This window comes from Clavibacter tessellarius, from assembly GCF_001618005.1.
GTDB lineage: Bacteria > Actinomycetota > Actinomycetes > Actinomycetales > Microbacteriaceae > Clavibacter > Clavibacter tessellarius_A.
Genome location: NZ_LQXA01000034.1, coordinates 25,701 through 42,750, shown reverse-complemented (window position 1 = coordinate 42,750; position 17,050 = coordinate 25,701). Strand labels below are relative to the sequence as shown.

General features: G+C 74.4%; 15 protein-coding genes. 6 read left to right on the top strand and 9 right to left on the bottom strand.

The features are described from left to right. Nucleotides 1-107 precede the first annotated feature (107 nt). The 3 genes from AWH51_RS08745 to AWH51_RS08735 all read right to left on the bottom strand — a co-directional run bounded on the left by AWH51_RS08745 (nt 108) and on the right by AWH51_RS08735 (nt 2,976). Nucleotides 108-1,235: a 5-(carboxyamino)imidazole ribonucleotide synthase gene (locus AWH51_RS08745; RefSeq protein WP_063071738.1), complete on the bottom strand. Its 1,128-nt coding sequence runs from the start codon at nt 1,233-1,235 to the stop codon at nt 108-110. Nucleotides 1,236-1,395: 160 nt separating this feature from the next. Continuing rightward, on the bottom strand, nt 1,396-2,190 hold the full coding sequence (locus AWH51_RS08740; RefSeq protein ID WP_063071696.1) for a PH domain-containing protein: 795 nt from the start codon (nt 2,188-2,190) through the stop codon (nt 1,396-1,398). Between the two features lie 3 nt (nt 2,191-2,193). Continuing rightward, nucleotides 2,194-2,976, bottom strand: coding sequence for a biotin--[acetyl-CoA-carboxylase] ligase (locus AWH51_RS08735; RefSeq protein ID WP_063071695.1), 783 nt, complete (start codon nt 2,974-2,976; stop codon nt 2,194-2,196). Nucleotides 2,977-3,127: 151 nt separating this feature from the next. Between AWH51_RS08735 and AWH51_RS08730 the strand changes: the two genes are divergently transcribed. Beyond that, nucleotides 3,128-4,699, top strand: coding sequence for an acyl-CoA carboxylase subunit beta (locus AWH51_RS08730; protein ID WP_063071694.1), 1,572 nt, complete (start codon nt 3,128-3,130; stop codon nt 4,697-4,699). After that, a complete protein-coding gene (locus AWH51_RS08725) occupies nt 4,696-4,950 on the top strand; it encodes an acyl-CoA carboxylase epsilon subunit (RefSeq protein ID WP_063071693.1) in 255 nt (84 codons plus the stop codon). Before AWH51_RS08730 ends, AWH51_RS08725 begins: the two co-directional genes overlap by 4 nt. Nucleotides 4,951-5,244: 294 nt before the next feature. Here the strand turns inward: AWH51_RS08725 and AWH51_RS08720 are convergent, their stop codons facing one another. The 4 genes from AWH51_RS08720 to AWH51_RS08705 form a co-directional block, all read right to left on the bottom strand. Next, nucleotides 5,245-6,267, bottom strand: coding sequence for a hypothetical protein (locus AWH51_RS08720; RefSeq protein WP_063071692.1), 1,023 nt, complete (start codon nt 6,265-6,267; stop codon nt 5,245-5,247). Beyond that, complete coding sequence (locus AWH51_RS08715; protein WP_254654523.1) at nt 6,264-7,622, bottom strand: sensor histidine kinase; 1,359 nt, start codon at nt 7,620-7,622, stop codon at nt 6,264-6,266. Before AWH51_RS08715 ends, AWH51_RS08720 begins: the two co-directional genes overlap by 4 nt. Next, nucleotides 7,612-8,316 carry a response regulator transcription factor gene (locus AWH51_RS08710; protein ID WP_063071691.1) on the bottom strand — a complete coding sequence of 235 codons (705 nt, stop codon included), beginning with the start codon at nt 8,314-8,316 and terminating at the stop codon, nt 7,612-7,614. Before AWH51_RS08710 ends, AWH51_RS08715 begins: the two co-directional genes overlap by 11 nt. Before the next feature lie 102 nt (nt 8,317-8,418). Further along, entirely contained in the window at nt 8,419-9,666 is a 1,248-nt protein-coding gene (locus AWH51_RS08705) for a class I SAM-dependent RNA methyltransferase (protein ID WP_063071690.1), read from the bottom strand. Between the two features lie 83 nt (nt 9,667-9,749). Between AWH51_RS08705 and AWH51_RS08700 the strand changes: the two genes are divergently transcribed. Continuing rightward, nucleotides 9,750-10,436 carry a Maf family protein gene (locus AWH51_RS08700; RefSeq protein ID WP_063071689.1) on the top strand — a complete coding sequence of 229 codons (687 nt, stop codon included), beginning with the start codon at nt 9,750-9,752 and terminating at the stop codon, nt 10,434-10,436. Between the two features lie 33 nt (nt 10,437-10,469). Here the strand turns inward: AWH51_RS08700 and AWH51_RS08695 are convergent, their stop codons facing one another. Beyond that, nucleotides 10,470-10,997, bottom strand: coding sequence for a hypothetical protein (locus AWH51_RS08695; protein WP_063071688.1), 528 nt, complete (start codon nt 10,995-10,997; stop codon nt 10,470-10,472). Between the two features lie 122 nt (nt 10,998-11,119). On the opposite strand from AWH51_RS08695, the gene AWH51_RS08690 reads away from it, so the two are divergent. Then, nucleotides 11,120-12,889 (top strand): acetyl/propionyl/methylcrotonyl-CoA carboxylase subunit alpha, encoded by a 1,770-nt coding sequence (locus AWH51_RS08690; RefSeq protein WP_063071687.1) that lies wholly within the window; start codon nt 11,120-11,122, stop codon nt 12,887-12,889. 79 nt (nt 12,890-12,968) lie between these two features. Here AWH51_RS08690 and AWH51_RS08685 read toward each other — a convergent pair whose 3' ends face one another. Next, nucleotides 12,969-14,408 (bottom strand): NAD(P)H-quinone dehydrogenase, encoded by a 1,440-nt coding sequence (locus AWH51_RS08685; protein WP_063071686.1) that lies wholly within the window; start codon nt 14,406-14,408, stop codon nt 12,969-12,971. Between the two features lie 110 nt (nt 14,409-14,518). On the opposite strand from AWH51_RS08685, the gene AWH51_RS08680 reads away from it, so the two are divergent. After that, on the top strand, nt 14,519-15,346 hold the full coding sequence (locus AWH51_RS08680; RefSeq protein ID WP_063071685.1) for a purine-nucleoside phosphorylase: 828 nt from the start codon (nt 14,519-14,521) through the stop codon (nt 15,344-15,346). Continuing rightward, nucleotides 15,343-17,046, top strand: a complete 1,704-nt coding sequence (locus AWH51_RS08675) for a phospho-sugar mutase (protein ID WP_063071684.1) — start codon at nt 15,343-15,345, stop codon at nt 17,044-17,046. Before AWH51_RS08680 ends, AWH51_RS08675 begins: the two co-directional genes overlap by 4 nt. Nucleotides 17,047-17,050 lie beyond the last annotated feature (4 nt).

The window sequence follows — 17,050 nt, the reverse complement described above, 5'->3', positions numbered from 1 at the left end:
GGCGCGCGATGCTGGGCGCCCCGTCGCGCCACGCAGCCGCGCGCGTCGCGGATCCCCCGCGGACGGACGCCCCGTGCGCTCGCGGCGGACGCCCCCGCCCGTCCCCGTCAGCCGCGGAAGAAGGCCGCCGCCGCCCGCGCCCGGTACGCGACCTCGTCGAGGTCGTCACCCACCACCGTGACGTGCCCGACCTTGCGGCCCGGGCGCGGCTCCTTGCCGTAGAAGTGGAACCGCGCCTCCGGCTGGTCGGCGAGCGCCTGCGGGTAGCGGTCGGCGATGGTGCCCGTCTCCGGTCCGCCGAGCACGTTGATCATGACCGACCACGGCGCGAGCGGCCGGGGTGACCCGAGCGGCAGGTCGAGCACGGCGCGCAGGTGCTGCTCGAACTGGCCCGTGACGGCGCCGTCCATCGACCAGTGGCCCGTGTTGTGAGGCCGCATCGCGAGCTCGTTGACGAGGAGGCGGCCGTCGACCGTCTCGAACAGCTCGACCGCGAGCACGCCCGTGACGCCCAGGCCCTCGGCGATGCCGCGCGCCATCTCCTCGGCGGCCTCGCGGAGGCGGGGCGTCGCGCCGTGGGCGGGCGCGATGACCTCCGCGCAGACGCCGTCGCGCTGGATGGACTCGACCACCGGCCACGCCACGATGTCGCCGGACGGGCGACGCGCGACGGACTGGGCGAGCTCGCGCGCGTAGTCCACGAGCTCCTCCGCGAGCAGCGCGTCGCCGGCGTCGAGGGCCTGGAACCAGTCGTCGGCGTCGTCGGCCGAGCGCACGACCCGCACGCCCTTGCCGTCGTAGCCGCCGCGCGGCGTCTTCACGACCGCGACGCCGCCGTTGTCCGCGAGGAACGCGGCGAGCGCGTCCCGGTCGGCGACCTGCGCCCAGACGGGGACGGGCACGCCGAGCTGCTCGAGCCGCTCGCGCATCAGCAGCTTGTCCTGCGCGACGAGGAGGGCGTCCGGGCCCGGGTGCACCGCGACGCCCTCGGCGACGAGCGCGCGCAGCACGTGCTGCGGGACGTGCTCGTGGTCGAAGGTGATCACGTCCACCTCGCGCGCGAAGGCGCGGACCGCGTCGAGGTCGCGGTGGTCGCCGACGGCGGTGGCGGCGAGGCCGGCGGACATGCCCTCGGCCTCGGCGAGCACGCGGATCCCGATGCCGAGCTCCACGGCGGGCGCGATCATCATGCGGGCGAGCTGCCCGCCTCCGACGACTCCGACGGTGGGCGTCATGGTGTCCTCCTCCAGGTGGGTGGGCGCGGCGCGCGGATGCGGCACGGCGACGGGCGCGGACGACCGGCGTCCCCGGCCGTCGCGCCACCGCACATCCTCCCGCATCGCGGTCGGGCCCGCAGCGCGCACGCGCCTCCCGCGATCGTGCGGCGGCGTCGCCTCAGCCGCGCTCCCAGGGCGCGGTGTCGTCGCCCCACGGCGCCCGGCCGTCGTCCTGCTGCCGCCACATCGGATCCCCGGGTCGGCCGCGTCGCGACTCCTCCTGGCGACGGCGCTCCGCCACCATGTTCGCGTTCTCCTCCATGAGGTCCTGCAGCGCCTGCACCACCAGGTGCGCGGACGGGACGTCGCGCAGCACGACGGGCGACTCGAGGCCCGCGTTGACGGTGACGTTCCCGCTGCGGTGCAGGTGCTGGAGCGGTCCGCGGCGGAGGGTCACGTCGTATCCGCGCGAGTGCAGGAGCTCCTGGCGGGTGCGCACGAAGAAGCCGTGGGAGATGATCAGGCGCCGGGTCGTCACCGTGTACCGGCGGTTGAGCCACACGAGCACGGGCAGCAGCGTCACGAACACCGCGACGCCCGCGAGCGACACGAGCAGCAGCACGTTCTCCCACGGCTCCGGGAACCACGCGCCGAAGTAGCCGGCCGTGAGGCAGATGGCGATGAGGAGCAGCACGGGGATCGTCAGCGCCCGGCCGTGCGGCCGCAGCCGCACGAGCACGCGCTCGGGCTCCGCCGCCGGGATCTGCTGGGTCGGCGCGGCGGGCGGGGCGACGGGACGGCCGAGGCGCGGATCCACGTCGTGGACGCCCGTCAGACGACCGGCCTCCTCCTCGGCCAGGCGCTCGCGCTCCGCCTTCTCGGCCTTGCGCCGGGCCCGGCGTCCGCCGCGGACGGGCAGCGCCCGACCGCCCTCCCCGGGTGCGTACCGCTGCGTGTCACCCGTGTGCGCCATGCCTCATTGATACCGCAGATGCGTCACGTCCCCCGCGGCGACAGACGTCACGGCCGGATCCCCGGCCGACTCGACGGTGAGCCGACCGTGGTCGTCCACCCCCGTCGCCCGGCCGAGGAGCTCGCCGCCGCCCGGCAGCTCGACGCGCACGTCGCGGCCGATGGTCGCGCACGTGCGCGCGAGCTCCTCCGCGAGGCCGGCGGCGCGCGCGTCGCCGCCCGCCCGCTCCCACGCCGCACGGCGCGCGCCGAAGGCCCGGAGGAACGCTGCGAGGATCGCGTCCCCGTCCGGCTCGGCGACGCCCGAGAGCCGCAGGGACGTGGAGGTGCGCGTGGGCAGCTCGTCCTCCTCGAGCGTCAGGTTGAGTCCCGTCCCGAGCGCGTAGCGGCCGGGCGACACGAGCTCGCCGAGGATCCCGGAGACCTTGCGCCCATCGACGTGCACGTCGTTCGGCCACTTGAGCGTCACCACGGCGGGCGCCGGCACGACCGCGCGCAGCGTCTCGACGAGCGCGAGCCCGGCCATGAGCGGCAGCCAGCCCGGGTCGAGCTCGGCGCGCGCGGGAGCGCAGAGGACGCTCACGGCCAGCGTCCGGCCGGGCGGCGCGACCCAGACGCGCCCCCGGCGTCCGCGGCCCGCGGTCTGATCGAGCGTGACGACGACGGACCCGTCGGGCCACGCCGACGGATCGCCCGCGGCCCGCCGCGTCAGCTCGTCGTTGGTGGATCCCGCGGTGTCGAGGGCGAGGAGCCGCGGGGCGGCGAGGCGGCTGAGCGGGAGGTCCATGCGGTCACCGTACCGAGCGCCGAGCAGGAGGAGACCGCACCCCCGGCGCGCGACCTTCTGTGCACTCCCCACAAGGGCCGCGCCCCGACCCGCCGGTACAGTGAGGCGGGTGACTGCACACGAGCCAGACGAGGGCGCCGCCGCCCCGGACATGTACACGACCGCCGGGAAGCTCGCCGACCTGAAGAGGCGCTACCACGAGGCCGTCACCGCGAGCGGCGAGGCCGCCATCGAGAAGCAGCACGCGCGCGGCAAGATGACCGCCCGCGAGCGCATCGACCAGCTGCTCGACCACGGGTCGTTCGTGGAGCTCGACGAGTTCGTGCGCCACCGCACGCACGCGTTCGGCATGGACGCGAAGCGGCCGTACGGCGACTCCGTCGTCACGGGCACGGGCACCGTCAACGGGCGCCAGGTCGCCGTCTACTCGCAGGACTTCACGATCTTCGGCGGCTCGCTCGGCGAGGTCGCGGGCGAGAAGATCATCAAGGTCATGGAGCTCGCCATCAAGACGGGCGTGCCCATCATCGGCATCCTCGACTCGGGCGGCGCGCGCATCCAGGAGGGCGTGGTCGCGCTCGGCAAGTACGGCGAGATCTTCCGCCTGAACACCCGCGCGTCGGGCGTCATCCCGCAGATCTCGCTCATCATGGGCCCGGCGGCGGGCGGCGCCGTCTACTCCCCCGCGCTCACCGACTTCGTGATCATGGTCGACAAGACCAGCCACATGTTCGTCACCGGCCCCGACGTGATCAAGACCGTCACGGGCGAGGAGGTCGGCTTCGAGGAGCTCGGCGGCGCACTCACGCACAACCGCGTCTCAGGCGTCTCCCACTACCTCGCGAGCGACGAGGACGACGCGCTCGACTACGCGCGCACCCTCCTCGGCTTCCTGCCGGACAACAACCTCGCCGAGCTGCCGGAGTTCCCGCGCACGGCCGACCTCGAGATCACGGCCCGCGACCTCGAGCTCGACACGATCATCCCGGACAGCCCGAACCAGCCGTACGACATGAGGACGATCATCGAGCTCGTCGTCGACGACGGCGAGTTCCTCGAGACGCAGCCGCTCTTCGCGCCGAACATCATCGTCGGCTTCGCCCGCGTCGAGGGACGCTCGGTCGGCATCGTCGCGAACCAGCCGAACGCGATGGCGGGCACGCTCAACATCGAGGCGGGCGAGAAGGCCAGCCGGTTCGTGCGCTTCTGCGACGCGTTCTCCATCCCGATCCTCACGCTCGTCGACGTGCCCGGCTACCTTCCCGGCACCGACCAGGAGTGGACGGGCGTCATCCGCCGCGGCGCGAAGCTCCTCTACGCGTACGCCGAGGCGACCGTGCCGCTCGTCACCGTCATCACGCGGAAGGCCTACGGCGGCGCCTACATCGTCATGGGCTCCAAGCAGCTCGGCGCCGACATCAACCTCGCGTGGCCGACGGCCGAGATCGCGGTGATGGGCGGCCAGGGCGCCGTCAACATCCTCTACCGCGGCGAGATCAAGCGCGCCGAGGCCGCGGGCGAGGACGTCGCCGCCGTGCGCACGCGCCTCGCGAACGAGTACACGTACAACGTCGCGAGCCCGTTCCTCGCGGCCGAGCGCGGCGAGCTCGACAACGTGATCCAGCCGGCCGCCACGCGCGCGTCGGTCGTCAAGGCGCTCCGGGCGCTGCGCACCAAGCGCGCGAGCCTGCCGCCCAAGAAGCACGGGAACATCCCGCTGTGAGCGACGCGCGCGACTCCTCCGGTGCCGGATCCCCCGCGGCCCGGCCGGTCGGCGGCGGCCTCCGGGTGCTCGGCGGGTCCCCCACGGCGGAGGAGCTCGCGGCCGCGACCGCGGTGCTCGCCGCCCTCGCGGCCGGCCCCGCCGTCGAGCAGTCCGCCCGGCGGGCGCCCGACGCCTGGCAGCGGTCCCAGCGCACGGTCCGCGGCACCCTGGTGCCGGGGGCCGGTCGCTGGCGCGGCTTCTCCGGCTGATCGGCCCGATCCGACCGGACATCGTGCGGGCGCGCGTGTCCTCGGAAATGACGACTTGGCCGGTCCCTCCCGCTCCGTGAGACTCGTCGTGCTGGGGGGCCCGGATCCCGGGTCGCGCAACAGGGCGTCGTCCAACTGTGGTGAGCGGACGACGCCCGGGGGCGGATCATCCTGGTGCTCGGGTCATCGGGATGACCGGAGAGGCGCGGAGGCGTCCGGTGGATCACCGGCCTCCGCGTCTCTCAGCGCCCGGACCCGGACGCCGCCCCTCCGACCGTCCCGGTCGACCGCGGGTCAGGGGCGCGGGCGCGGGATCTCGAGCCAGAGGTCGACCTCGTCGTCGAGGTCCTCGCTGCCGAGCAGGCTCGCGCTGCCGTCCCCGGCGACGCTGAGGCCGACGACCGTCACGGCGGTGTCGGATCCCTCGGGCACCGTCCGCGCGATGATCTTGTCCGCGCGCGTGTCCCGCACCGCCTCCGCGAGCCGGTCGAGCACGACGTCGCGCGTGGCGTCGTCGAGGTCGTCGATGCCGCCCTCGTCGAGGAGCGTGACGACCGTCCCCCGGCGGCGGGCGAGCATCACCTCCTCCCGCACGGCGTCGTTGAGGAGCGTGCGTCCGCGGATCTCGTCGCGGATCGCGCCCTCGAGGTAGAGGCACTCCTGCCGCTCCTCGGGCGACAGGTCGCCCCCGGTCTCGACGATGCGTCGGAGCATCGGGACCGCCATGCGGCTTGTCTGCCGGAGACGGAACTGCCGCTCGTAGAGGTGCGCCTCCTGCGCGGCCTGCCAGTCGGCGGCCTCCCGCTCGGCACGGTGGAACTGCCGCGCATCCCGGGCGGCCTTGGACAGGGCGTGCGCGAGGACGTGCGAGACGGCCACCCACAGCGCGCTGCCCGTGACGCCGTAGTCGACGAGCCCGCCCGGCCCCGCCCAGAGCACCGTCTGGATCGCGAGCACCAGGACGCCGGCCCAGGCGAACCCCTGCCGGCGGCGCGCGGACGTGATCGTCATCAGCGTGCCCACGGCCGCGATGTGCCAGGTCGAGAAGGGCGGCGTCGCCCCGGCGGTGAGCTGGCTGGTGACGAGGATGGGCATGACGATGGCGACCGCGAGGTTGAAGGCCGCGAGCCAGGCCGGCATGACCGTGGGGCTCCTCGGCCAGAGGCTCATGCCGGTGGCGACCACGTAGAGGGCGATCGCGAGCACGGTGATGGCCGGATCCGCCGGGGCCGCGATGGCGACGAGCCCGAGGATCACGTGGTACGCGGAGAACAGCGCCGCGAGGCCCAGGATGATGGAGCGCGGCACGACGATCACCGGGCGCTCCCCTCGCCGTCGACCGGGGCCTCGCCGGGCGCCGGGCCGTCCGCGACCCGGGGCACCGCTCCGGGACCCGCTCCGGGACCCGCTCCGTCGCCGGGCGCTGGCCACCGGATGCGCACGGCGGTGCCCTCGCCCGGCGCCGAGTCGATCGTGACGACGCCGCCCGCCTGCGCCACGCGCTCCTTGATGGAGACGCGGAGGCCGAGGCGCTCGGTGGGGATGCGCCGCTGGTCGAAGCCGGCCCCGTCGTCGACGACGTCGATGGCGACGCCCTGCTCGCCGTGGCCCGCGATCACGAGGCGGCGCGTGATGGACTCGGCCGACGTGCCCGCGTGCTGGAGGCTGTTCATCATGGCCTGCACCGCCGCCGAGTAGATGGCCTCCGCCGTCGCGACGGGCACGGTGCGCGTGCCGAGGTCGCGCGTCTCGAGCACGAAGGGCGCGGACAGCGCCGATGCGGCGTCGACGATGCGCTTCGCCACGGCGCGCAGCGGGACCGCGGCGTCCTCGTCGGTGCCCTGCTCGGCGGCCGCGAGGTGGCCCATGGCGTTGGCGGCCATGACGGCGGCGAGCTCGCGGCCGGCCGGATCCCCGGTGCGCGCCGCGGAGAGCAGGGTCGTGAGCACGCTGTCGTGCACGATCGCGTCGACCTGCACGCGCTCGACCTCCGTCGCGTGCTGCCGGACGGCGTGCGAGTAGCGCGTGAGGGCCGTGCCCTGCGCCCAATCCACGCCGAGGGCCGCCTGCCGGAGCACGGTCACGAGCATGAGGACCGACCCGCCCAGGATGATCGAGTAGAGCGCCTGCAGGAACGAGTCCATGGGCGTCACGCCGCCGTGGCGCACGAGCACCTCGAGGACGCTGAGCAGCAGCGGCGCGGCGACCGTGTAGATCACCGCGATCCACAGCCGGAACGCCATCGCGGCGCACGTCGTCGCGACCGTGAGCTCCTGGTAGAGGAACGGCTGCGGGATGGCCGCGTAGGTGGCCGGCTCGATGGCGAGGGGCCACGTGACGAGGCCCGCGACGAACACGACGGCCACCGTCGCGTGCGCCGGCACCACGCCGCGGCGGATCACGCCGGCGACGCAGGTCCAGACGAGGCCGCCGAAGAAGAGCGTGAGGAAGACCGCGCTCCACGCGGGCCGCATGCCGTCGAGCTGCTCGACGATCACCTGCACGGACTGCAGCGCGAAGAGGAGGCCGAAGGCGCCGGCGCCGCGGCCGAGGATCGTCTCGATGCGGGCGAGGCTGATGGGGTTGTCGGGCGTGCGCGGCGGCTCGCCGGCGCGGGCGCGCGTCACGGGTGCCGCGTTCAGCGGCGCGCTGGCCGGTGGGCTAGCGGGCATCGCCGCCGTCCTGGTCCAGCCCCGGGAGGATGCCGTCCTCCACGGCGCGGCGCAGGAGGTCGACCTTGGTGGGCGCGGGGCGTCCGACCTCGACGTACTTCACGCGGATCCGGTCGAGGTACTCCCGGGCCGTGCTGTTCGCGATGCCGAGCTGCTGCGCCACGAGCTTGAGCGGCAGGCCGGAGGCGTAGAGGTGGAGCACGTCGCGCTCGCGGCGGCCGAGCTGCGCCTTCGCGAAGTCCCGGTCGGCGTCGATCGCGGTGGCCCACTCGAGGTTGTTGAGCACGTCGCCGCGCGCGACGGTGGCGACCGCGGCCATGACGGTCTGCGTGGCGGACGACTTCGGGATCACGCCCGCGGCACCGGCGGCGAGCGCCTCGCGGACGCTCGCGACGCGGTCGGCGATGCTGTGGACGAGCACCGCGGCGCCCGTGCCCTGGGCGGCCTTGACGTTGTCGGTCACCGACGAGCCGTCGCCGAGCGACAGGTCGAGGACGACCACGTCGCACTCGCGGCCGACGAGGCCCTCGACGAGCTCGCGGGCGTTGGCGGCGGCGAGGATGAACTCGTAGCCGGCGTCGAGGCACGCGGCCTTGAGGCCGAGGCGCACCGACTCGTGGTCGTCGACGACGGCGACGCGCACGGGAGGCCGCGCCTCGGAAGCGGGAGCGGATCCCTGCGTGGTCTCGGTCATCCGGATCCCCCTCGTCGCGTGCCCGCCGGCGTGCGCCCGCGATCCCCTCGCCCACTGTAACGCCCAGCACCGCGGCCGCCGGATGCCCGGAGGCGTCGAGGATCAGGACGCGGCGGGCACCAGCACGGCCACGCTCTCGACGTGGTGCGTGTGCGGGAAGAGGTCGAAGGAGCGCACCGAGCGGAGCTCGTAGCCGCCCTCCGCGAAGAGCGCCACGTCGCGGGCGAGGGCCACCGGGTCGCACGCCACGTACACGACCTGCGCCGGGTGCAGGTCGACGATCGCGTCCACCACGGGCTTCTTCGCGCCCGCGCGCGGCGGGTCGAGCACGACGGTGGCGCCCTGGAGCCGGCGTCGCTCGGCGGGGCTCGCCTCGCGGACGAGCTTCTGCAGGTACCGGTCGACGCGCGCGGTGAGCGACGCGGCGCCCACCCACTCGGCGAGGTTGTCGCCCGCGAACTCGGTGGCGACCTCGTCGCTCTCCACGCTGGTGATGCGCACGGTGTCGCCGAAGCGGTCGCCCACGGCGGCGGCCAGCAGGCCGACCCCGCCGTAGAGGTCGAGGTTGGCGGCGCGCGGGTCGAACAGGGCCTCGTCGATGGAGGACTGCACGGCGTCGTACAGGGTCTCGGCCGCACGGCGGTGCACCTGCCAGAAGCCGCCCGCCTCCAGCTTGAACTCGCGGTCGCGGACGCGCTCGGTGATGGTGTCGCGGCGCTGCGGCTTGCCGTCGATGAGCAGCATGCGCACGTGCCCCTCGGCGGGCGCCACGAGGTCGACGCCCTCGACGCCGGGGAAGCGCTGGCCGAAGGGCGCCGCGCCGTTCACGCCCTCCGTCGCGAGCGGGAGGGACTGCACGGGGATGACGCGGTGCGAGCGGGAGGCGTACGGGCCCACGCGGCCGTCGTCGTCGACGTGCAGGCTGACGCGCGTGCGCCAGCCGAGGCCGCCCGCCTCGTCGTCGCCGGGGAGCGCCTCGACCTCGACCTCGCGCTCGACGCGGGCCATGCGGGAGAGGGAGTCGACGACGACCTGGCGCTTCAGCTCGCGCTGGTGGGCGAGGTCGATGTGGCCGAGCTCGGCGCCGCCGACCCGGTCCTCGGGCGCGCGGTCGACGGAGGCCTCGGCCCACACGTGGGGGCGGCGGTGCGGGGAGGCGTCGAGCACCTCGACCGTGTCGGCGCGCCAGAACGACTTCTTCGAGTCCTCCGTGATGCGCGCGCGCACCCGCTCGCCCGGGATCGCGTCCGAGACGAAGACCACCCGCCCGTCGTGCCTGGCGACGGAGACTCCCCCGTGCGCGATGTTGGTCACGTCCACCTCGACCTCGCGGCCCACCTGCTCACCCATGCGGCAACCCTGACACACGCGGGCGCCCCCGTCCGACGGAGCGGGCACCGCGGCACCCCGACCGCGCATGCCACGATGATCCGATGACGACGCGCCTGCACCTCGCCTCCACGTCCCCCGCCCGCCTGGCCCTGCTGCGATCGGCCGGCATCGAGCCCGTCGTCCTGCCGTCCGACGTGGACGAGCCCGCCGCCGTCGCCGCCGCGGAGGCGGATCGCGGGCCGCTCGGACCGGAGGAGATGGTGCAGCTGCTCGCGCGCGCCAAGGCCGAGGCCGTCGTGGGCCAGCTCGTCGCGGGGGCGCCCCTGACCGGCCTCGTGCTCGGCGGCGACTCCGCGTTCGAGGTCGACGGCGTCGTGCACGGCAAGCCGCACACGCCGGAGCGCGCCACCGAGCGCTGGCGGGCGCAGCGTGGCCGGGAGGGCCGCCTCCACTCCGGGCACTGGCTGATCGAGGCGGTCGACGGCCGCATCGTCCGCGGCGTCGGCCGCGCCGCGGTCGCCGACGTGCGCTTCCGCGACGACATCGACGACGCCGAGATCGACGCCTACGTCGCCACGGGCGAGCCGCTGCTGGTGGCGGGCTCGTTCACCATCGACAGCCTGGGCGCCGCGTTCATCGAGCGGATCCAGGGCGACCCGAGCACGGTCGTCGGCCTGTCGCTCCCCACCCTGCGCGCGCTGGTGCGGGAGCTCGACGTGGCCTGGCCGGACCTCTGGAACCGCCAGGGCGCCGTCGAGGCGCGCCTGCTCGGAGCCGACCCCGTCTGATCCGGCGGGCGGGTCGGCGCCTGCGGGACGACCTCAGCCCATCCCGAGCACCTCGATGCGGTCGGCGAGATACGCCGCCAGCGGCCGGGTCTCGTGCGCGTTCGGGCCCCACTGCACGCGCAGCTCGCGTCCGCGGAGGGAGAGCGGGCCGGATCCGCGCGCGAGCGACGCGGCGTCGAGCGCGATGGGCTCCCAGTCGTAGTCGACCGCGTCGCCCTCCGCGAAGGACCGCACGGCCTGGCGCCTGGCCTCCTTGCGCGCCTCGACGCCCGAGTCGAGGCCCTGCGAGCGCGTCGGCTCGACCGCCCGGGTGATGCTGCCGGTGCGGCGCAGCGACCCGTCGGCTGACAGGAGCAGCACGCCGAGCCGCCATGCGCGGCCGACCGGGACCATCGCGGGCTGCCGCTTGATGGGGCCGAAGGAGCGCTTGGCGCGCACCTCGGCGAGCGCCTCGTCCGGGGACCGGCGGGCCTGCAGCTCGGCCACCGTGCGGGCGAGGAGGTCGGCGAGGTCGGCCGCGGCGGCCCGCGCGTCGTCGTCGCCGGTGCCGGATGCGGTCATGCCTCGATCATGCCAGGGCCCGGATCGCGCACGCCGTTTGTCGACGCGCGCACCCCGACGGCCCGCATGTCTGTGGCGACCCTCCGGAGCCGGGCCGATCCCAGACCCTAGGCTGGGGTCCCATGACGCGTGTGAACAAGGTCCTGATCGCCAACCGAGGCGAGATCGCCGTCCGCATCATCCGAGCGGCGAGGGACGCGGGGATCGGCTCGGTCGCCGTCTACGCCGACCAGGACCGCGACGCGCTGCACGTCACGCTCGCCGACGAGGCGTACGCCCTCGACGGGCAGACGAGCGCGGACACCTACCTCGTCATCGCGAAGCTCCTCTCCGTCGCGCGCCGCTCGGGCGCCGACGCGGTGCACCCCGGCTACGGCTTCCTCGCCGAGAACGCCGACTTCGCGCAGCAGGTCATCGACGCGGGCCTCATCTGGATCGGCCCCTCCCCGAGCGCCATCGAGCAGCTCGGCGACAAGGTCACCGCGCGGCACGTGGCCGAGCGCGTGGGCGCGCCGCTCGCGCCCGGCACGCTGAACCCGGTCGCCGGCGCCGCCGAGGTGCTCGACTTCGTCGACGTGCACGGCCTGCCGGTCGCCATCAAGGCGGCGTTCGGCGGCGGCGGCCGCGGCCTCAAGGTCGCCCGCACCCGCGAGGAGGTGCCGGAGCTGTTCGAGTCCGCCACCCGCGAGGCCGTCGCGGCGTTCGGCCGCGGCGAGTGCTTCGTCGAGAAGTACCTCGACCGCCCGCGCCACGTCGAGACCCAGTGCCTCGCCGACAGCGCGGGCACCGTCGTCGTGATCTCGACCCGCGACTGCTCGCTCCAGCGCCGCCACCAGAAGCTCGTCGAGGAGGCGCCCGCGCCGTTCCTCACCGACGAGCAGAACGCCCAGCTCTACGCGGCGTCGAAGGCGATCCTCCGCGAGGTGGGCTACGTCGGCGCCGGCACGTGCGAGTTCCTCGTCGCGCAGGACGGCACCATCTCCTTCCTCGAGGTCAACACGCGCCTGCAGGTGGAGCACTGCGTGTCCGAGGAGGTCACCGGGATCGACCTCGTGCGCGAGCAGTTCCGCATCGCCGCGGGCGGCCTCATCGACTACGACGACCCGGCGCCGCGCGGTCACTCGTTCGAGTTCCGCATCAACGGCGAGGACCCGGGCCGCGGCTTCTTCCCCGCGCCCGGCCCCGTGCACGTGTTCCAGGCTCCCGGCGGCCCCGGCGTGCGCGTCGACTCCGGCGTCCGCGCGGGCGACGAGATCTCCGGCGCCTTCGACTCGCTGCTCGCGAAGCTCATCGTCACGGGATCCAGCCGCGAGGACGCCCTCGAGCGCTCGCGTCGAGCGCTCGACGAGTTCGAGGTGCAGGGCCTGCCGACCGTGCTCCCCTTCCACCGTGCGATCGTGCGCGACCCCGCGTTCGCCCCCGCGGACGGGGCTCCGTTCTCCGTCTACACCCGGTGGATCGAGACCGACTTCGACAACACCATCGAGCCGTGGTCCGGCGCGCTGGCGGACGCCGCCGAGGCGCCCGCGCGGCACACCGTCGTGGTCGAGGTCGGCGGCAAGCGCATCGAGGTGAGCCTCCCCGAGGACCTCGCGCCCGCCGCGGGCGCGTCCTCGTCCCGTCGCGCTGCCGCAGCCCCCGCCCGGCGCAAGCAGGCCGGCGCGGTCGACACCTCGGGCGGCGGATCCGTCACCTCGCCCATGCAGGCCACCGTCGTCAAGCTCGCCGTCGAGGAGGGCCAGCAGGTCGTCAAGGGCGACCTCCTCGTGGTGCTCGAGGCCATGAAGATGGAGCAGCCGCTCACGGCGCACCGGGACGGCGCCGTCACCGGCCTCGCGGCCGAGGTCGGCCAGACCGTCCCGTCGGGGCACCGCCTGCTCGACATCGTCTGATCCCGCCGCGCGCGACGACGGCCGGTCCCCTCGGGGGCCGGCCGTCGTCGCATGTGGGCCGCGCGGCGCGGCCGGAGGGTCAGAGCACGATGTGCATCGCGCGCGCCGCGTCGGAGATGCTGCCCGACAGCGACGGGTAGACCGTGAAGGCGCGCGCCACGTCGTCGACCGTGAGCCGGTGCTCCACGGCGAGCGCGAGCGGGAAGATCAGCTCGCTCGCCTTGGGTGCCACGATGACGCCGCCGATGACCGTGCCGGAGCCGGTGCGCGCGAACAGCTTCACGAAGCCGTCCTTCACGTTCTGCATCTTCGCGCGGGGGTTCGAGGCGAGCGGCAGCTTGTAGATGTCGCCCTGCGCGAGCCCCTCCTCGATCTGCTTCTGCGACCAGCCGACCGTGGCGATCTCCGGCTGCGTGAAGATGTTCGACGTCACGTTGCGGAGCTCCGTGGGGCTGACCGCGTCGCCCATGGCGTGGTAGACCGCCGTGCGCCCCTGCATCGCCGCCACCGAGGCCAGCGGCAGGAACGTCGTGCAGTCGCCCGCGGCGTACACGCTCGGCACCGAGGTGCGCGCGACGCGGTTCACGCGGATGTGGCCGGAGTCGCTCATCTGCACGCCCGCCTCCTCGAGGCCGATCCCTGCGGTGTTGGGCACGGATCCGACCGCCATGAGGCAGTGGCTGCCCTCCACGACGCGGCCGTCGGAGAGCGTCGCGACGACGCGGTCGCCGTCGCGGACGACCGACTCGGCGCGGGACTTCGACAGCACGGTCATGCCGTTGCGCGTGAAGACGTCCTCGATGACGCGGGCGGCGTCGGCGTCCTCGCCGGGCAGCACCTGGTCGCGGGAGGAGATGAGCGTGACCTTGGCGCCGAGCGCCGTGTAGGCCGAGGCGAACTCGGCGCCCGTGACGCCGGATCCCACGACGATGAGGTGCTCGGGCACGCACTCCATCGTGTAGAGCTGGGTCCAGGTGAGGATCCGCTCGCCGTCGGGCCTGGCCGTCGGGAGGATGCGCGGGCTCGCGCCGGTGGAGATGACGGTCGTGTCCGCATCGATCTCGTCGAAGTCGGTGCCCGCGCCCCCGCGCCCCGTGGAGACGATGATGCGGTTCGGCCCGTCGAGGCGGCCCTCGCCCTGCACGATGCGGACACCCGCGCGGATGAGGCTCGACTTCATGTCCTCGGACTGCTGGCGCGCGAGGCGGAGGAGCCGGTCGTTGACGGCCTGCAGGTTGACGGCGACCTCGGGCCGCACGGGCCGGCGGGTCTGCTCGCCGCGGGAGAAGAACTGGACGCCCAGGTCGGCGGCCTCGCCGAGCGCGTTGGTGGCCTCCGCGGTCGCGATGAGGGTCTTCGAGGGGACGACGTCGGTCATCACGGCGGAGCCGCCCACGCCCACGCGCTCCACGAGCGTGACCTCGGCGCCGAGCTGGGCTCCGGCGATGGCGGCCTCGTATCCGCCCGGGCCCCCTCCGAGAATGGCGATCCTCTGGTTGGCCTCGAACTCGTATCCCATGCGCACATCATCCCGCAGGCCCCGGCCCCGCGCGAACCCGTCACCCGGCCCTCCCGCGTCGCCGCTGATGCCGCCCGGGGCGCGGGTCCACGCGCATTTAGGATCGGGGCATGACCTACAGCAACCCCCTCGAGTCTCCCGACGCCGACCCCCAGGAGATCGCGCGGCAGGCGGCCCGGCAGATCGCCGAGCTCACGGGCGTCGAGCGCCACGACATCGCCCTCACCCTCGGCAGCGGATGGGGGCGCGCGGCGGACCTCATCGGCGAGACCACCGCCACGATCCCGGCCACCGAGGTCGTCGGCTTCTCGAAGCCCGCGCTCGAGGGCCACGTCGGCTCGCTCCGCAGCGTGCTGCTGCCCTCCGGCCGCCGCGCCCTCGTCATCGGCGCGCGCACCCATTACTACGAGGGCCACGGCGTCCGCCGGGTCGTGCACAGCGTGCGCACCGCGGCCGCGACCGGCGCGACCACCATGATCCTCACCAACGGCGCCGGAGGCATCAAGCGGCACTGGACGCCCGGCACCCCCGTGCTCATCAGCGACCACATCAACCTCACCGCCGACTCGCCGCTCGAGGGCGCGACGTTCGTCGACCTCACCGACCTCTACTCGGCCCGCCTCCGCGCGATCGCGCACGAGGTGGAGCCCGACCTCGACGAGGGCGTCTACTGCCAGTTCCGCGGCCCGCACTACGAGACGCCCGCCGAGGTGCGCATGGCGGAGGCGATCGGCGGGCACATCGTCGGCATGTCCACCGCGCTCGAGGCCATCGCCGCGCGCGAGGCCGGCATGGAGGTGCTCGGCATGTCGCTCATCACGAACCTCGCCGCCGGCATCCAGGAGACGCCGCTCAGCCACGAGGAGGTCATCGAGGCCGGACGCGCCGCCGAGGGCCGCATCGGCGGGATGCTCGCCCGCATCGTGGGCGCCCTGTGAGCCGGGAGGAGACGCAGGCGCTCGTCGCCGCCGCGCGGGCGTGGCAGGCGCAGGACCCGGATCCCGTCACCCGCGCCGAGGTCGACGCGCTCCTCGCGCGCGTGGCCGGCACCGCGACCGACGCGTCCGCGTCCGACCGCGAGCAGGCCTCCGCCGAGCTGCGCGATCGCTTCCAGACGCGGCTCCAGTTCGGCACCGCGGGCCTCCGCGGCGAGCTGGGCGCCGGCCCGAACCGCATGAACCGCGTGCTCGTGGCGCAGGCCGCCGCGGGCTTCGCCGACTACCTCCGCAGCCGCAGCCCCCGGCCGAGCATCGTCGTCGGCTACGACGGGCGGCACAACTCCCGCGTGTTCGCGGAGGACACCGCGCGGATCATGGCGGGCGCCGGCGTCCGCACCGTGCTGCTCCCCCGCGCGCTGCCGACGCCGCTCCTCGCCTACGCCGTGAAGCACCTCGCGGTGAGCGCCGGCGTCATGGTGACGGCCTCGCACAACCCGGCGCGCGACAACGGCTACAAGGTCTACCTCGGCGACGAGGACCACGGGGCGCAGATCGTCAGCCCCGCCGACCGCGACATCGCCGCCTTCATCCACAAGGCCGCGGGCGAGCGGACGGTGCAGCAGCTGCCCGTCGCGGACGACTACGAGATCGCGCCCGAGTCGCTCGTCGACTCCTACGTGCGCGAGGTCGCCGACCTCTTCGCCGCGCCGCTCGCGCCGCTCACGTGGGTCTACACGCCGCTGCACGGCGTCGGGTGGGAGACGGCGGCGCGCGTGTTCGACGCGGTCGGGGTCGACCGGCCGATCGTCGTGGCCGCGCAGGCGGATCCCGACCCGGACTTCCCGACCGTCGCGTTCCCGAACCCGGAGGAGCCGGGCGCGCTCGACCTCGCGTTCCAGGCGGCCATCGCCGCGGACGCCGAGCTCATCATCGCGAACGACCCCGACGCCGACCGCCTGGCCGTGGCCATCGCGGACGAGCACGGCGCCTGGCGCCGGCTCTCCGGCAACGAGGTCGGCATGCTCCTCGGCCTCGGCATCGCCGAGCGCTACACGGCCGACGGCAACACGGGCACGTTCGCGTCGAGCCTCGTCTCCTCCCCCGCGCTCGAGGTCGTCGCCCGCGAGCTCGGCTTCGGCTACCGCGAGACGCTCACGGGCTTCAAGTGGATCTCGCGCGCCCCCGACATCGTCTACGGCTACGAGGAGGCGCTCGGGTACCTCGTGGCCCCGTGGATCACGAGCGACAAGGACGGCATCTCGGCCGCCGTCGCCGTGCTGCACGGCGTGCTGCTGCTGAAGTCCCGCGGGCAGACCATCGACGACTACGACCGCGAGTTCGCGGAGCGCTTCGGCTCGTTCGCGAGCGACCAGATCTCGGTGCGCGTCACCGACCTCGCGGTCATCCCGCGCATCATGGCGAAGCTCCGCCAGGACCCGCCGACCCGGATCGGCTCGCGCGCGGTCGAGCGCATGGACGACCTGGTCGACGGCTTCGGCGACCTCCCCCCGAGCGACGTGCTCCGCTTCCACCTGGGGGACGGCGCCCGGCTCATCGTGCGCCCGAGCGGCACCGAGCCGAAGGTGAAGGTCTACCTCGACGCCCAGAGCACCGAGGGCACCGTGGCGGAGCGGCGGGACGCGGCGCGCGCGATCATCGCCGACCTCGCCGAGGCCGTCCCGCACCTGCTCGAGGTCTGAGGCG

Excerpts from the sequence above, each read along its gene's own strand:
- AWH51_RS08745 (WP_063071738.1), bottom strand. The coding sequence starts at position 1,235 with ATGACGCCCACCGTCGGAGTCGTCGGAGGCGGGCAGCTCGCCCGCATG.
- AWH51_RS08740 (WP_063071696.1), bottom strand. The coding sequence starts at position 2,190 with ATGGCGCACACGGGTGACACGCAGCGGTACGCACCCGGGGAGGGCGGT.
- AWH51_RS08735 (WP_063071695.1), bottom strand. The coding sequence starts at position 2,976 with ATGGACCTCCCGCTCAGCCGCCTCGCCGCCCCGCGGCTCCTCGCCCTC.
- AWH51_RS08730 (WP_063071694.1), top strand. The coding sequence starts at position 3,128 with ATGTACACGACCGCCGGGAAGCTCGCCGACCTGAAGAGGCGCTACCAC.
- AWH51_RS08715 (WP_254654523.1), bottom strand. The coding sequence starts at position 7,622 with ATGCCCGCTAGCCCACCGGCCAGCGCGCCGCTGAACGCGGCACCCGTG.
- AWH51_RS08710 (WP_063071691.1), bottom strand. The coding sequence starts at position 8,316 with ATGACCGAGACCACGCAGGGATCCGCTCCCGCTTCCGAGGCGCGGCCT.
- AWH51_RS08705 (WP_063071690.1), bottom strand. The coding sequence starts at position 9,666 with ATGGGTGAGCAGGTGGGCCGCGAGGTCGAGGTGGACGTGACCAACATC.
- AWH51_RS08700 (WP_063071689.1), top strand. The coding sequence starts at position 9,750 with ATGACGACGCGCCTGCACCTCGCCTCCACGTCCCCCGCCCGCCTGGCC.
- AWH51_RS08695 (WP_063071688.1), bottom strand. The coding sequence starts at position 10,997 with ATGACCGCATCCGGCACCGGCGACGACGACGCGCGGGCCGCCGCGGCC.
- AWH51_RS08690 (WP_063071687.1), top strand. The coding sequence starts at position 11,120 with ATGACGCGTGTGAACAAGGTCCTGATCGCCAACCGAGGCGAGATCGCC.
- AWH51_RS08685 (WP_063071686.1), bottom strand. The coding sequence starts at position 14,408 with ATGGGATACGAGTTCGAGGCCAACCAGAGGATCGCCATTCTCGGAGGG.
- AWH51_RS08680 (WP_063071685.1), top strand. The coding sequence starts at position 14,519 with ATGACCTACAGCAACCCCCTCGAGTCTCCCGACGCCGACCCCCAGGAG.